We start from the raw sequence: 13,619 nt of genomic DNA, 5'->3' as shown, positions 1-13,619 counted from the left end.
CCGACATCTCAAACCCACGCGCTAGCGATGCGGACCGCAGCACCAGTAGCGACAGCGACATTCTCGCCGTCGCGCGTCAGCAAGTCCTCGACGAGGGTCGCGGCCTAACCGAGGAACAGATTTTCGAGGTCTTGCAGTTACCCGATGACCGGCTCACTGAACTGATGGAACTTGCCCACGACGTGCGGATGCGCTGGTGTGGCCCCGAGGTCGAGGTTGAAGGCATCGTCTCGCTGAAGACTGGTGGTTGCCCAGAAGACTGCCACTTCTGCTCGCAGTCGGGCACGTTCTCCTCACCGGTTCGCTCGGTGTGGCTGGACATCCCGGGCCTAGTCCAGGCCGCCAAGGAGACCGCCGCCACCGGAGCCAGCGAGTTTTGCATCGTGGCCGCTGTGCGCGGTCCAGACGACAAACTGATGGCACAGTTGCGGGAAGGTGTAGCGGCGATTCATGCAGCGGTCGACATCAACGTGGCCGCTTCCCTGGGCATCCTGACTCCTGAGCAGGTCGCCGACATGGTGGACATGGGGATCCACCGCTACAACCACAACCTGGAGGCAGCAGCATCGTACTTCCCGGAGGTAGTGACTACCCACACCTGGGAAGAGCGGATGGACACCTTGCGCATGGTGCGCGACTCCGGCATGGAGGTGTGTTGCGGCGGTATCGTGGGTATGGGCGAAAGCGTCGCGCAGCGCGCGGAACTAGCCGCGCAACTGGCGACTATCGACCCGCACGAGGTACCACTGAACTTCTTCAACCCGCGGCCGGGAACACCCTTTGGTGATCTGCCCGTGATGGAGGCCCCTGATGCGCTGCGCACGATTGGTGCTTTCCGGCTAGCGTTGCCGCGGACTATCTTGCGGTTCGCTGGTGGCCGGGAAATCACCCTCGGCGATCTCGGTACCCGCGACGGCCTGCTCGGCGGTATCAACGCGGTCATCGTAGGTAACTACCTGACCACGCTGGGGCGGCCAGCGACGGACGACATCGAGTTGCTCGCCGACCTGCGGATGCCGGTCAAGGCACTGTCACAGACGCTGTGAGCGAGGACGAGTTCTGCGCTCGTTGCGGCAACCCAGCCGCAACGGGAAATCACGACGGTTGCGCTGCTGCGCTGCGACTAGAGCCACCCCGGTTCTGCCCCCACTGCCGCCGCCGCATGGTTGTACAGGTCACGCCTGCGGGTTGGGACGCTCATTGCTCACAGCACGGGGCGCCACCACTGGCCAACAGCGGCCAACTGAACTCGTAACCCAGCTGAGCCCAGTCCCCACGCGACCGGCTGGGCTTACCCGTTGCCTGGTTTGGTCGGGATCTTGCCGCCACAAGTTGGCGTCCGGAAGGAATCCACATCCTTCTTGCCATTCCCGGCGGCGGAAACTGCTCGCACCTGCACCGTGTAGTCACGCGCGGGGGTGAGTTTCTTCAACGTGTATTTCAACTTGCCGCCGGCGTTCGGCACCCAGTCTTGCGACTTCCACGACGACCACTTGCCCGAACTACCCTTTCGGTAGCGAATCTCGTACTCGTCCGGTGCCACCGTGCCGAAGTTCTTCGGCGGCTGCCAGGTGGCAACACCAGTGCGGCAACTCTTAGCACGCGCCTTCAAGTTCTTGACCTTGCCAGGCGCCTCACCGGTGATCAAGTCACTGTCGAGATCGGTGCCACCATCGGAGCCACCCCCGGATCCACCTCCGCCACCGGAGCCGCCGCCGCCGGAGCCGCCGCCACCCCCGGAGCCGCCCTCGGGTTCTAGGTCTTCCGGTGGTTCAATGACCTGAATACCTTCGCCGACAAGAACTGCCGCGTCATATTCGTTGCTGATGCTGTTGGATTCGATCTTCAACAGCGCGGCAGCGTCACCCTCTGCTCGGGGGAAGAACCGCACTTTGACTACGCACTTGTCCCTGCCGTCGGGCTTCAGCTTTGCGCCCTTGCAGCCATCCCCACCGCTAGCCTTACCGAACTCGTTGGTGGGGGTAGTCACTCGAGTCTTGTCGATCCGCAGCGGTGCCTTGCCAATATTCCTGATCGTCACTTTTCCCGTCTTCACGGTGCCGACGTCCACGTCACCAAAGTCCACATCGTTGTAGGTGGCAATAGCGGCATCGGCGTATGCGGGGTCATCAGGAGCTATCACTGCTTCACCGCTGACCGCCAGCATGGCCGACCGCGGATCCACGTTGCCGTCTTCGTCTTTTTCGTACCAGCTCGGACCCACCCACACGATGCCCGGCGGCTTTCCAGGTTGGGTAGGCGTGAAAGTGACCTGCACCTTACAGAGCAGATCGGCAAGGAGGACTCCACTTGGAACCAAACCACACACATTCTCCGACGAACCCACGGTTGCCGGTGCCGGACCGGCACCGTAATCCGGGGAGCCAGTTCGGTTCAGCGTCAGCAAGTTGACACCACCAAAGAAGGTATCCTTGAGGTCGGAGTACTCGTAGCCGGTTTCGCTTAGCCGAACCTCACCAAACTCCACCAGGTAGGGGTTGAAGTGGGCCATCCCCACTCGTTGCGGCTTTACCCTGCGCTCAACAACCTCGCCATTGCCCAACTGGCCGAACCCGCCACCACCCCAGCAAAAGGCACGACCGTCAGTTGTTTCGTAGCAGACGGATACCCCAGCCACGGAGACATCGGCGGCCGGATCGGTGGCCTTCAGCCGCGGCAAACTGACATTCTCAGCTCGAGTGCCATCTACTGAGCCGTATTCGTTGAAGCCCCAGCAGTAGATCTTTTCCGTAGCGATGGCACAGGAGGTAAAGCCAGAGGAAATGTCAGTCACTCCTGATAGGGGCCCGGTGCCTTGCGTATTCTTCACCTGCCTGGGAGTTTGCGCGCAAGGGACTGGATTGTTTCCAACTCCACAGGTATGTGGCCCCTCGGCCGTGCCGATACCCAACTCACCGTACTTATTCAAACCCCAGCAGTACGCGAACTTGTCGACCGTCACCACACAGACCGAGTCATCACTGTGCTTGTCGTCGGCGGTGCCGCGATCACCTGCGGCCTGATCCGAAATCATGGCCACACCCGACAGTTGACCGTCTTTGCCACAATTTCCCTTGTCGCTCGCATTGGGCAGGCAGACCTTATTTGGCTGCGGGACGGCACCGGACCCACCTCCAGTGCCCACTGCTCCAGAGAAATCGTTACCCCAACAATAAACCTTGCCACCAGCGGCAACGGTGTAGTCAGTGATCGCACACGTTGCCGCAATGTGGGCAACCACATCATGGACGTTGCTTAGCTTCCCATTGCCTTGCTGACCTGCAACGACCTGGACTGGACGAGTGCGACCGTCCTTACTCGAACCATTGCTGCCCAGTTGCCCTTGATCGTCGATGCCCCAGCAGTAGCCGGATCCATCCGTCGTCGAGGCACACGCATAATGCTTACCGGCGCTTACCGACTTAGCGCGGGCAAAATTTCCACTGCCCTGATCACCCGCGTGCACCTGCACCGGTGTGTTGCTTTGTTTCCTAGTGCCGTTGCCCAGTTCGCCGTAGCCGTTGTCCCCCCAGCAATACACACTGCCGTCTTTCGTCGCGGCACAGGCAAAGTCGCCACCGTGCCCTAAGGTGACCACCTTCTCGAGGTACTCACCGCCCTGTTCACCGCCGCGCACCTGTACCGGCTCATCACTGCCGTCGCCGGTCGTGCCATTGCCCAACTGGCCGTGGCCATTGGCACCCCAACACCAGACCGTGCCTGCTTCCGTCACTACGCAGGAGTTGAGGCCGCTCGCGTCCATTTCACTCACTGTGGCTCTGTCAGTCACGTCAGCAACCGAGATATTTGCCTTGACCGGGGCATCTGCAGCGGCCGGTTTTGGGCTATCCGCTGTGGCTGACGTACCCGCCACGGCCGAGGTCAGCAGACCAACGACCAAGGCCAGTGAAAACAGCACGCTAGCGATTCTCGCCCGACTAAGGCGCCGATGGTGCACCAGCGAATACATGTGACTCCTCCTAGGACCGCGCTAATATCCTCGACTTCGCGAAATTTGCCTCACGACGCCCACTCGTATTGCAGGGGCTCGACTCCCCAGTGTGCCAGATGTAGAAATACCCCACCCCGCAGTCCGCCAAGAACACCCGGCTACGCCTGGCGCGCTTGCGTGCGCTGTGATTGATTGACAACTATGACGAGCGAGCCGGCGGAACAACGACCGCGCAGTAGCGATCCACTGCGCACCGTGGCACGCTGGGTGTTGGCTACTTTTCTCATCGGAGCTGGCATCAGCCACTTCACGCGCGCCGAGGAGTTCTTAGCCCAAGTACCACCGCAGTTTCCCGCACCGGAAGCAATCGTGGCGATTTCCGGCGTTGTTGAGATCGCTCTGGGCACCTCGTTGCTAACCCTACGGCGGCACCGCGCCACCGTTGGTTGGGTGACTGCTGGCTTCTTTGTGGTGATCTTCCCCGGAAATATCGCCCAGTTTCTGACCGGCACCACTGCCTTTGGCCTCGACTCCGATCTCGCGCGCGGGATGCGACTGCTGTTCCAACCTGCGTTAGTCGTGTGGGCGCTCTGGTGCACCGGAGCCTGGCGCGATTGGCGGGCTGCTCGGCGACAAGTCGCCCACTAGGGCTCACCCGACAGCATGGTGCAGACAAACGTCGGGACCGACCGGGCGCTACGCACCGATCGGCCCCGACGGGTCTGTTATCAGTTCAGGTCGAACCGATCTGCATTCATTACTTTGTCCCAGGCGGCAACGAAGTCGGTGACGAACTTCTGCTGCGCATCAGTCGTGGCGTAGACCTCGCTGAGTGCCCGCAACTGCGAGTTGGAACCGAAGACCAGATCCACGCGGCTGGCATTCCACTTGGTGTCGCCACTGTCCCGATCTCGCCCGACGAAGGCCTCCTCGGTATCCGAGGTGGGCTCCCAGACAGTCCCCATGTCCAGCAGGTTCACGAAGTAGTCGTTCGTGAGTTCGCCCGGCCGGTCAGTGAGTACCCCGAGGTCGGAGCCGTCGTAGTTGGCACCCAGCGAGCGCAAACCGCCCACCAGCACCGTCATCTCTGGCGGGGTCAACCCCAACAGCGCAGCCTTATCCACTAGCAGGTGCTCGGCGGGACGGGTGTGCGCTTTGCCCAGGTAGTTACGGAAACCGTCGGCAGTCGGCTCCAGAGCAGCGAATGACTCTTCATCGGTCTGCTCTTGGCCAGCATCGGCCCGACCTGGGGTGAACGGCACCTGCACTTCGGAGCCAGCAGCGCGAGCTGCCTGCTCCACCGCAGCGCAGCCACCCAGCACGATCAGATCGGCCAGCGACACCTGCTTGCCGGACTGCGCCGCGTTGAACTCCGACTGGATCCCTTCCAGGACCTCGATGGTCCGCGCCAACTCGCTGGGGTTGTTCGCTTCCCAGGAGTTTTGCGGCACCAACCGCACTCGACCACCGTTGGCACCGCCGCGCTTGTCGCTGTTGCGGTAGGTGGCGGCTGAAGCCCAGGCAGCACCAATCAGCTGTGACACGGTCAAGTCCGACTCGGCGATCTTGGCTTTGAGATCAGCAATGTCAGCGGCATCGATCAGGTCGTAGTCCACAGCGGGAATCGGATCTTGCCAGATCAGCGTTTCTGCTGGCACCTGCGGGCCGAGGTAGCGAGAGATCGGTCCCATGTCGCGGTGGGTCAGCTTGTACCAAGCCTTGGCAAACGCCAACGCGAACTCTTCCGGGTTCTCCAAGAACCGACGCGAGATCGGTTCGTAGATCGGGTCTTCCCGCAGCGCTAGGTCTGTGGTCAACATGATTGGGGTGTGGCTCCTGCTGGCATCATGCGGGTCGGGCACGGAGCCTTCGCCGGCACCCTCCTTGGGTTTCCACTGCCAGGCACCTGCTGGGCTCTTGGTCAGTTCCCAGTCGTAGGCGAATAGTGTTTCGAAGTAGCCGTTGTCCCAGGCAATCGGGTTCGGAGTCCAGGCACCCTCTAGGCCACTGGTGATCGCGTCGCCACCCTTGCCGGTGCCGAACCTATTTTCCCAGCCCATACCCATGTCGTGCAGCGGGGCACCTTCCGGCTCCCGGCCGACGTTACCTTCGTCGGTAGCAGCACCGTGGGTCTTACCGAAGGTGTGGCCACCTGCGACAAGCGCCACGGTCTCTTCGTCGTTCATCGCCATGCGGCGGAAGGTCTCGCGGATGTCACGAGCGGAAGCCAGCGGATCGGGGTTTCCGTTGGGGCCTTGCGGATTGACGTAGATCAGGCCCATCTGCACGGCAGCCAGTGGGTTGGCGAGTTCCCGCTCACCACTGTAACGCTCGTCGCCCAGCCAGGTGCCTTCATAGCCCCAGTTGATTTCCTCTGGCTCCCAGACGTCAGCACGCCCACCACCGAAGCCGTAGGTCTCGAAGCCCATGGACTCTAGTGCCACGTTGCCGGTCAGCACGAACAGGTCTGCCCACGAGATCTTATTGCCGTACTTCTGCTTGATTGGCCACAGCAGTCGACGGGCCTTGTCGAGGTTGGCGTTGTCCGGCCAACTATCCAGCGGCGCAAACCGCTGCATGCCGGTGCCGGCACCACCGCGACCATCGCTGATGCGGTACGTACCAGCAGCGTGCCAGGACATCCGGATGAAGAACGGCCCATAGTGGCCGTAGTCGGCTGGCCACCACTCCTGTGAGTCCGTCATCAGATCAGTCAGATCTTGCCGGAGCGCCTCGAAGTCCAGCGACTCGAATTCACTTGCGTAGTCAAAGCCCTCGTCCATCGGGTCTGAGTTCGGGTGGTTGGCCCGCAACAGGCTCAGATCGATCTGATGCGGCCACCAATCACGGTTGGTCATGCCGTCGGTATCGCGCCAGCGACCGCCTCCGGTCACCGGACATTTGCTCTCATTGCTCATGCTGTTTCTCTCCTTCGGTTGCAGCGAGCTTTCACTTACGGGGATCCCCCTGATCCCGAGATTTTTTGCCAGCGGTACTTTTCGGCTGGCACCGCGGACAGCGACCCCAGAAGGCCACCTCCGCTTCATCGATTTGAAAACCTTGGTCATCACTAGCGGTCAGACAGGGCGTCTCACCCACAGCGCAATCGACATCAACTACACGACCGCAATCTCGACAGATCAGATGGTGGTGGTTGTCGGCAACCCGATCCTCAAATCGAGCCGGTGACCCGGCGGGTTGAATCCGGCGCAGCAGTTGCGCGTCAACTAGGGTCCCTAACGCGTCGTAGACCGACTGCAGCGAAATCGAACCGATCTCGCGTCGCACTGACTCAGCGACGGCATCAGCGGTGAGGTGCGGTGCCTCTGCAACTGCTCGCAAGACAGCTAGCCGTTGCGCGGTGACTTGGATTCCGCGAGAGCGCAGTTCGGTGGCGGCGTCGGGCACGTCAGCAGCCTATCGCAGACTCTGGAGTCCCTCCAGTATTGGAATCCATCGACACGAATAGCGAACCCTCGAAGGCCCTGAGAGCCGAGGTCAAGAAATCTGCAAAAAAATGGCTACTGCGGGTTTCACAACCGTCGCACCGGGCACTCCAGTATTAGTCAGTCCCCATGGACTTTCGACAAGGAGGTAGAGCCCCATGACGGAGCGGCGACATCTGCTCCCCGATGAGAGCCAATCACCCACCGGCGGTAGCGGCAATCCATCCGGCCCAGCGACCACTGAACTGTCCCTCATCGAACTGGCAGCCGCCACCCGCGAGCGGTCCAAAAATCACCGGCAGACGGCCCGACGCCTTGTCGTTGCCACTATCGCCACCGGCTTCATCGGAGTCCTGGCGATCTCGCGGATCGAAACCTTCGACGTCTGGAGTTTCGCCCTGCTCGCTTTGGCCGGGATTCTGGCATTCATCGCCCAGTGGGCGCTGCGTCGCCACCGCAAAAGCCAAGCTGACTTACACCGAGCCAAGACCGAGTTGCAGCGAGTGGCCGACACCGACGCACTCTCCACGGTGACTGACCAACTGAATCAGCGCGGTTCCCAGTAGGAGATCGCAACGTCCCGACCGCAGTTGTCCAGACGTCAACTTCACCTACACGCCGAAACGGCCAGCAATCGTGCGTGAGTCAGGCAAGAATCGGAGAATGATCCGTTCGCTGTTCCGCTACCGCGCAGGTGAGCTCGTAGCCAATCCGGCAGGAGTCGAGCAGGGGCTACGCGGCCCACTACCCGCCGATGAAGTGCAACAACTATTCCAGGAAGTAGCGACCGAGAGCGCAGATTCCTCTTCGTTCATCTGGGTCAAGATGCAAGACCCCACCGATACCGAGATTGTCGACCTGCAGCGGATCTTCGGCTTGTCTCCGGTCCAAATTGACGAGATCAAAGACCCCCGGCAACGCCCCGCGCTTGAGAGTGATCCGCCGAAAGTCTTCGTGATCCTCAAAGAACTGCGCTACGTGGAGGAGACCTCCGACGTGGAGACCGGGCAAGTGTCGGTCTTTCTGGGTCCCGGTTTCGCGCTCTCAATCCGATACGGCGATGCCGCCCCCGGCAGCTCCCGGGACCGATTGGCCCACGAACCACAGTTATTCAAATATGGTCCCCCGGGAGTGCTGTACGCGATTTGCGACGTCATTGTCGATGGCTATCTCAACGTGTCCCGCGAACTCGATCTAGATGTCAGCGAGATTGAGGAACGGATCTTTGCCGACGAACTCGATGACCTCGTCACAGACATTTACCAACTGAAGCGGGAAAATCTGGAACTGCGCCGGGCACTGTCACCGCTACTGGTGACTGCCCGGGCATTGACTCGAGAGGAGGGCCGTGGCACACCCCCGGAGATGAAGACCCATTTCCGCGATCTGGGTGATCACATCTTGCAGGCGTACGATCTGGCCGATTCCCACGACCAACTGCTTATGGCGCTGCTTATGGCAGTCACTTCGCGCCAAGAGATGCGACAAAGCGAAGATATGCGCCGTATTTCCGCCTACGCGGCCATCATCGCGGTACCCACAGCAATCGCCGGGATCTATGGCATGAACTTTGTGAACATGCCGGGGTTAGAGTCCAGTTACGGGTATCCGATCGTGTTGGCAGCGATGATCGGATCGTGCATCTTGCTCTACCGGGCCTTCAAGCGCTCCGGTTGGCTGTAGCGGGCCGCTACCAGATTCGAACGCGCTGGTCCGGATCTCGCCACATGCCATCACCAGGCTGCAGGTCGAAGGCAGCCGCGAAGTCGTCATTGTTAACCAGCACCCCCATGACCCGGAACTGCGGTGGTGAATGGGGGTCCATAGTGACCCGACGCACAGCTTCCTCATCGCGGGTTTTCGCTCGCCAGACCTGCGCGTAGCCGATAAAGAACCGCTGCGCTCCCGTCAAGCCGTCGATCACCGGAGCGTCAGTTCCCGCCAGCGCTTTCTGATAGGCGCGGTAAGCCACTGCCACCCCAGATACATCTGCAATGTTTTCCCCCAAAGTCAACTCGCCATTCACCTGATGCCCGGTCACTGGTTCGTAATCAGCGTACTGCCGAACCAGCGCAGCGGTTCGCTGCGAGAACGCGTCATGATCGTCTTCGGTCCACCAGTTCCGCAAGTTGCCGTCGCCGTCGTACTGGCAGCCCTTGTCATCGAAACCATGGCTGATTTCATGCCCAATGACTGCGCCGATCGCCCCGTAGTTCACGGCGTCGTCGGCGGCCATGTTGAAGAACGGCGGCTGCAAAATGGCGGCCGGGAAAACGATCTCATTCATCTCCGGGTTGTAGTAGGCGTTGACCATCTGCGGCGGCATGAACCATTCCTCCCGATCAATGGGGCCGCCGAGTTTGGCCATATCACGGTCATGCTCGAAAAAAGACGCCTGCCGGAGGTTACCGATCAAATCACCGGGGGTGAACTGCAGCGCAGAGTAGTCCCGCCACACGTCCGGATAACCAATCTTGCTGCGGAAAGTGGCTAACTTCGCTCGCGCTTGCGCTTTGGTGTCCGCCGACATCCAGTCCAACGAGTCGATGGAGTCGGCGTAGGTGGCCAGCAGGTTATCGACCAGCTCCAACATTCGTGCTTTGTTTTCAGGCGGGAAGTGCCGCTGCACGTACTCCTCACCTAGCGCTTCGCCCAGTGCCTGTTGTACGACGTCCACGCCGCGCTTCCAGCGGGGTCGCTGTTGCGGTGCCCCAGTCAACGTCGTTCCGTAGAAGGCGAAGTTCTCAGCATCAAACTCTGCCGGCAGGTAGGGCGCATAGCCGCTGATGACCCGAAAGCACAGATAGTCGCGCCATGTCGCCAGATCCACCTCAGTCAACAACTCACCCAAGGCGGTCAGGTAGTCCGGCTGCCCGACGTTGATGGAATCCAATGTCGGTGCCTTACCAGCAGCAAGAAAGCCCGCAAGGTCAAGACCTGGTGCACTGCTGTCGGCATCAGCCACGGCCAATAGGTTGTAGGTGGCCTGTGGATCGCGGTTCCGGACGTTGTCCCAATGCGCTTCGGCGATGCGGGTTTCCAAGGCAACGATCCGCCCGGCAGCATCATCGGCTTGCTGCTGATCCCCCAGCTCTGCGAGCAGCCACAGCGCGGCGATGTGATTGCGGTAGGCGGTGACAACTTCGGCGAATCGGCCATCGAGGTAGTAGTCGCGATCCGGTAGGCCTAAACCGGATTGCCGAACATCAAGTAGGTAGCGGGTCGAGTCGCGGTTGTCCTGATGGACATACGTTCCGATGGGAGCTCCGACCCCTTCTCGATCCAGTCGGCCAAAAATCTCGGATAGTGCTGCTGGGCCATCAACTGCAGCAATGTCATTGAGTAGCGGCTGAAGCGAGCTGAACCCCTGTTCGGCGATGGCCTCGGTATTCATGTAATCGCGGTACAGCGCCGCGATCTTTCCAGCAGGAGTGTCGGTGGCTGGCTGCTGCGCTACGAGCTCGTCAACGATGTCGCGCAATTGCTCAAGTGATTCATCCCGCAATTTTGTGAACGAAGCGTACTCGGCCTTGTCCGCCGGGATTTCAAACTCGTCTAGCCAGCGTCCATGCCACGAGCGGTAGAAGTCGTCTTGCGGTCGCACCAACTCATCGCGCGAGGTCAGATCGATTCCGGAAGTTGCAGCAGCCATAGCCTCACTCTAGGGCGACGCGGGGCAGCCATGAACTTGACCCCTTGACTGATTCACTCCCGCTCCGAGGGCGACCAAGCCCTCCTCACCCGGCTGCCGAAAGCACTTTTCTGCCCTAGCCTGTAGAAGTGTCGCACTACGCGACCGAGTCAGGAGTTGTGATGGGATCGTCCATACCAGCGGAGGGCGTTCCTGACGGAACCGTCGTCGGCTCCGGAGAGTACGCCGTCGGCAACAACGGTGATTACTTCGCTGTCGGCCGCAAATGTCGCCACCTGCGGGCAGATCTCGCCCAGGGCAGCATCGACCCGGATGGCTGTCTGGTATGCCCCTGGCACGGCGCCAAGTACGACGTGGATTCTGGTGAAATGGTGCGAGGACCACAGGGCATCTTCGCCAAAATCCCCGGCTTGGACATGGGCTTTCAACTGCTGACCAAGATCTTGCCGTTGAAGCGCGGCCGCGTAAATCAGGTGGGTCGAGACCTCATCATCGACTGAGACGCAGGCCGCTCGCGGCCGCGCGCCCGGCACTCGCGCCACCCTCAGACACTTCTGCCAACATCTGCCGCTACCCACTGCTGGAAGAAATTGGCCGCAAACTGCCGTCTTTTCTGCGGAACCGACGCCGGCAGCATTTCGTCTCAACGGTGCACAAGGGAGGGGAGGGCCCATGCGCACCAGCAACTATCGCCAACCAGAGGCAAGCGGCTTACAGCAGGACGTGACCCCAGCCAGAATCGCGTCACCGCCAGCCAACACGCCAGCACTCGCCACTACAGGTAGCCTCGGACGGCGCTCAATCGTCTACGCCCACTACTGCGCTCCGGGAATGCGGCACTGGTTCATTACCGAATACGACCAGGTCACTGGGGAAATGCGCGGTTGGGTTCAGTCAGGAACCGCCGGACGGTGGGAATACCTGTCCCTATCACTCTTGAGTGCGGAACATCCTGAATTGCGGTTCGACGACCAATGGGCTCCCCAACCACTTGATCAGGGACTGCTGCTCTACTCCTTGACTCACTGTAAGTAGCCTCACGAGCACTCTGCCTCGCCAACAGCCGTTGTACTGACTAGGGTGCGGACAGCGAGCCGTTTCGTCATCGAACGGCGCACCTGGGAGTTTGCATGAGTGTTGCTGAAGGTGCTCCCGCCGCGGATGCCAAAGCATTCTTTGGTCATCCCAGAGGTTTGATGACGCTGTTCCTCACCGAGATGTGGGAACGCTTCTCCTTCTATGGCATGCGGGCTTTGCTCGCGCTCTACCTGATTACGCCACCCGATGGAGTGAGTCCGCCCGGCGGCGGCTTGGGATTGGACGACGGTAGCGCCACTGCGATCTATGGCACCTACCTGTCACTGGTCTACGTGTTTCCGCTCATGGGCGGTTGGATCGCGGATCGTATGTGGGGCGCCCGGCGGACGGTGCTGTGGGGTGGAATTGTCATTACGGCGGGTCATTTCCTGATGGCGGTACCGATCGAAGCGCTGTTTTGGATTGGACTGCTCTCCGTCGCACTGGGAACCGGCCTGCTGAAGCCCAACGTCTCTGCCCTCGTCGGCGGACTCTACGTCGGCAGCGAAGAGGCTCGCCGCGACTCCGGCTTCTCGATCTTCTACATGGGCATCAACCTAGGTGCATTGATCGCTCCGATCGTCTGCGGCACCATCTCAGAGTGGGTGGGCTGGCACGTCGCCTTCGCCGCAGCCGGAGTCGGGATGATGTTCGGGCTCATCCAATACGTCAGAGGCGGAAAGTATCTCGGCGACGTCGGTACCCACGTTCCCAACCCGGCGCCACCGGAGTTGCGGCGTAAAGTCGGTTACTCCAGCCTGATAGGCGTCGCCGCCTTCGCCGCAGTAGTGGCGGTCGTGAGTCTGCTGACCGGCGGGTTCAACATCGACAGATTGGTTGACATCCTCAGCATCGTCATTCTGCTGTTGCCGATCATCTACTTCCGAACGATATTCACCAAACGGAAACTCTCCGATGTCGAACGCTCTCGTGTAAAGGCCTTCGTCTTCCTGTTCTTAGTCGCGGCGATGTTCTGGCTGATCTTCGACCAGTCCGGCTCGACGCTGAACATCTTCGCGGAAAAACACACTGATCTATCTATCGGCAGTTTCGCTATGCCGGCCTCCTGGCTACAAAGCGTCGAGCCAGCAATGGTGATTATCTTCGCGCCAGTGTTCGCCACTATCTGGATGAAACTGGCCGATCGAGCGCCGTCGACTCCGGTCAAGTTCGCCCTAGGCCTTGTGGGTGTGGGCATCTCGTATCTGGTGATGGTGTTTCCCGGACTCATGGCTGATGAAGGCAACCTCAGCAGCGTGTGGTGGCTGGTGAGCATCTACGTCATCCAAAGTTGGGCTGAGCTACTCCTGTCCCCCACTGGCCTGTCTGCGACGACTCGACTAGCACCCACCGGCATGGCCGGGCAGATGCTGGCCCTGTGGTTCTTGGCGGCGGCCGTTGGCGACACCATCGGCGGTCAGTTGGCCAACCTGCTCTCCGGCTTGGGCTTGGCGTCCTACTTCGGGCTGCTCGGCTCGGTGGCCGTCCTCCT

At 60.7% G+C, this 13,619-nt stretch carries 11 protein-coding genes; 7 read left to right on the top strand and 4 right to left on the bottom strand.

Annotation, left to right across the window (positions count from 1 at the left end; translation table 11 throughout):
- The first annotated feature begins 5 nt into the window (after positions 1-5).
- Entirely contained in the window at positions 6-1,046 is a 1,041-nt protein-coding gene (gene bioB, locus K0U62_09140; protein ID MCH9801676.1) for a biotin synthase BioB, read from the top strand.
- Between the two features lie 245 nt (positions 1,047-1,291).
- Here the strand turns inward: bioB and K0U62_09135 are convergent, their stop codons facing one another.
- Positions 1,292-3,919, bottom strand: a complete 2,628-nt coding sequence (locus tag K0U62_09135; protein ID MCH9801675.1) for a choice-of-anchor D domain-containing protein — start codon at positions 3,917-3,919, stop codon at positions 1,292-1,294.
- A 234-nt stretch (positions 3,920-4,153) separates the two neighbouring features.
- On the opposite strand from K0U62_09135, the gene K0U62_09130 reads away from it, so the two are divergent.
- Positions 4,154-4,600, top strand: a complete 447-nt coding sequence (locus K0U62_09130) for a hypothetical protein (protein ID MCH9801674.1) — start codon at positions 4,154-4,156, stop codon at positions 4,598-4,600.
- Positions 4,601-4,680: 80 nt separating this feature from the next.
- On the opposite strand, the gene katG is transcribed toward K0U62_09130, so the two are convergent.
- Both katG and K0U62_09120 read right to left on the bottom strand, forming a co-directional pair.
- A complete protein-coding gene (gene katG, locus K0U62_09125) occupies positions 4,681-6,870 on the bottom strand; it encodes a catalase/peroxidase HPI (GenBank protein ID MCH9801673.1) in 2,190 nt (729 codons plus the stop codon).
- A gap of 31 nt (positions 6,871-6,901) precedes the next feature.
- Positions 6,902-7,360, bottom strand: a complete 459-nt coding sequence (locus tag K0U62_09120) for a transcriptional repressor (protein ID MCH9801672.1) — start codon at positions 7,358-7,360, stop codon at positions 6,902-6,904.
- A 196-nt stretch (positions 7,361-7,556) separates the two neighbouring features.
- Here K0U62_09120 and K0U62_09115 point away from each other — a divergent pair, with 196 nt between their 5' ends.
- Entirely contained in the window at positions 7,557-7,964 is a 408-nt protein-coding gene (locus tag K0U62_09115; GenBank protein ID MCH9801671.1) for a hypothetical protein, read from the top strand.
- Positions 7,965-8,061: 97 nt separating this feature from the next.
- Positions 8,062-9,081: a magnesium and cobalt transport protein CorA gene (locus K0U62_09110; protein ID MCH9801670.1), complete on the top strand. Its 1,020-nt coding sequence runs from the start codon at positions 8,062-8,064 to the stop codon at positions 9,079-9,081.
- Between the two features lie 7 nt (positions 9,082-9,088).
- Here K0U62_09110 and K0U62_09105 read toward each other — a convergent pair whose 3' ends face one another.
- The gene (locus K0U62_09105) at positions 9,089-11,050 is read right to left on the bottom strand and encodes a M13 family metallopeptidase (protein MCH9801669.1); all 1,962 of its coding nucleotides are present in this window, start codon (positions 11,048-11,050) and stop codon (positions 9,089-9,091) included.
- 161 nt (positions 11,051-11,211) lie between these two features.
- Here K0U62_09105 and K0U62_09100 point away from each other — a divergent pair, with 161 nt between their 5' ends.
- The 3 genes from K0U62_09100 to K0U62_09090 all read left to right on the top strand — a co-directional run.
- Positions 11,212-11,550, top strand: coding sequence for a Rieske (2Fe-2S) protein (locus K0U62_09100; protein ID MCH9801668.1), 339 nt, complete (start codon positions 11,212-11,214; stop codon positions 11,548-11,550).
- A gap of 172 nt (positions 11,551-11,722) precedes the next feature.
- Positions 11,723-12,085 (top strand): hypothetical protein, encoded by a 363-nt coding sequence (locus tag K0U62_09095; GenBank protein ID MCH9801667.1) that lies wholly within the window; start codon positions 11,723-11,725, stop codon positions 12,083-12,085.
- A 95-nt stretch (positions 12,086-12,180) separates the two neighbouring features.
- The coding region (locus K0U62_09090) for an oligopeptide:H+ symporter (protein MCH9801666.1) at positions 12,181-13,619 on the top strand (1,439 nt) is incomplete at its 3' end.

Source organism: Actinomycetes bacterium (assembly GCA_022599915.1).
Lineage (GTDB): Bacteria > Actinomycetota > Actinomycetes > S36-B12.
Note: the sequence above shows the minus strand (reverse complement) of the source record. Positions and strands in the feature narration are given on the sequence as shown.

Bases quoted from the DNA above. Each gene is read 5' to 3' on its own strand.
- K0U62_09130 (MCH9801674.1), top strand. From the start codon at position 4,154: ATGACGAGCGAGCCGGCGGAACAACGACCGCGCAGTAGCGATCCACTG.
- katG (MCH9801673.1), bottom strand. From the start codon at position 6,870: ATGAGCAATGAGAGCAAATGTCCGGTGACCGGAGGCGGTCGCTGGCGC.
- K0U62_09115 (MCH9801671.1), top strand. From the start codon at position 7,557: ATGACGGAGCGGCGACATCTGCTCCCCGATGAGAGCCAATCACCCACC.
- K0U62_09110 (MCH9801670.1), top strand. From the start codon at position 8,062: ATGATCCGTTCGCTGTTCCGCTACCGCGCAGGTGAGCTCGTAGCCAAT.
- K0U62_09105 (MCH9801669.1), bottom strand. From the start codon at position 11,050: ATGGCTGCTGCAACTTCCGGAATCGATCTGACCTCGCGCGATGAGTTG.
- K0U62_09100 (MCH9801668.1), top strand. From the start codon at position 11,212: ATGGGATCGTCCATACCAGCGGAGGGCGTTCCTGACGGAACCGTCGTC.
- K0U62_09095 (MCH9801667.1), top strand. From the start codon at position 11,723: ATGCGCACCAGCAACTATCGCCAACCAGAGGCAAGCGGCTTACAGCAG.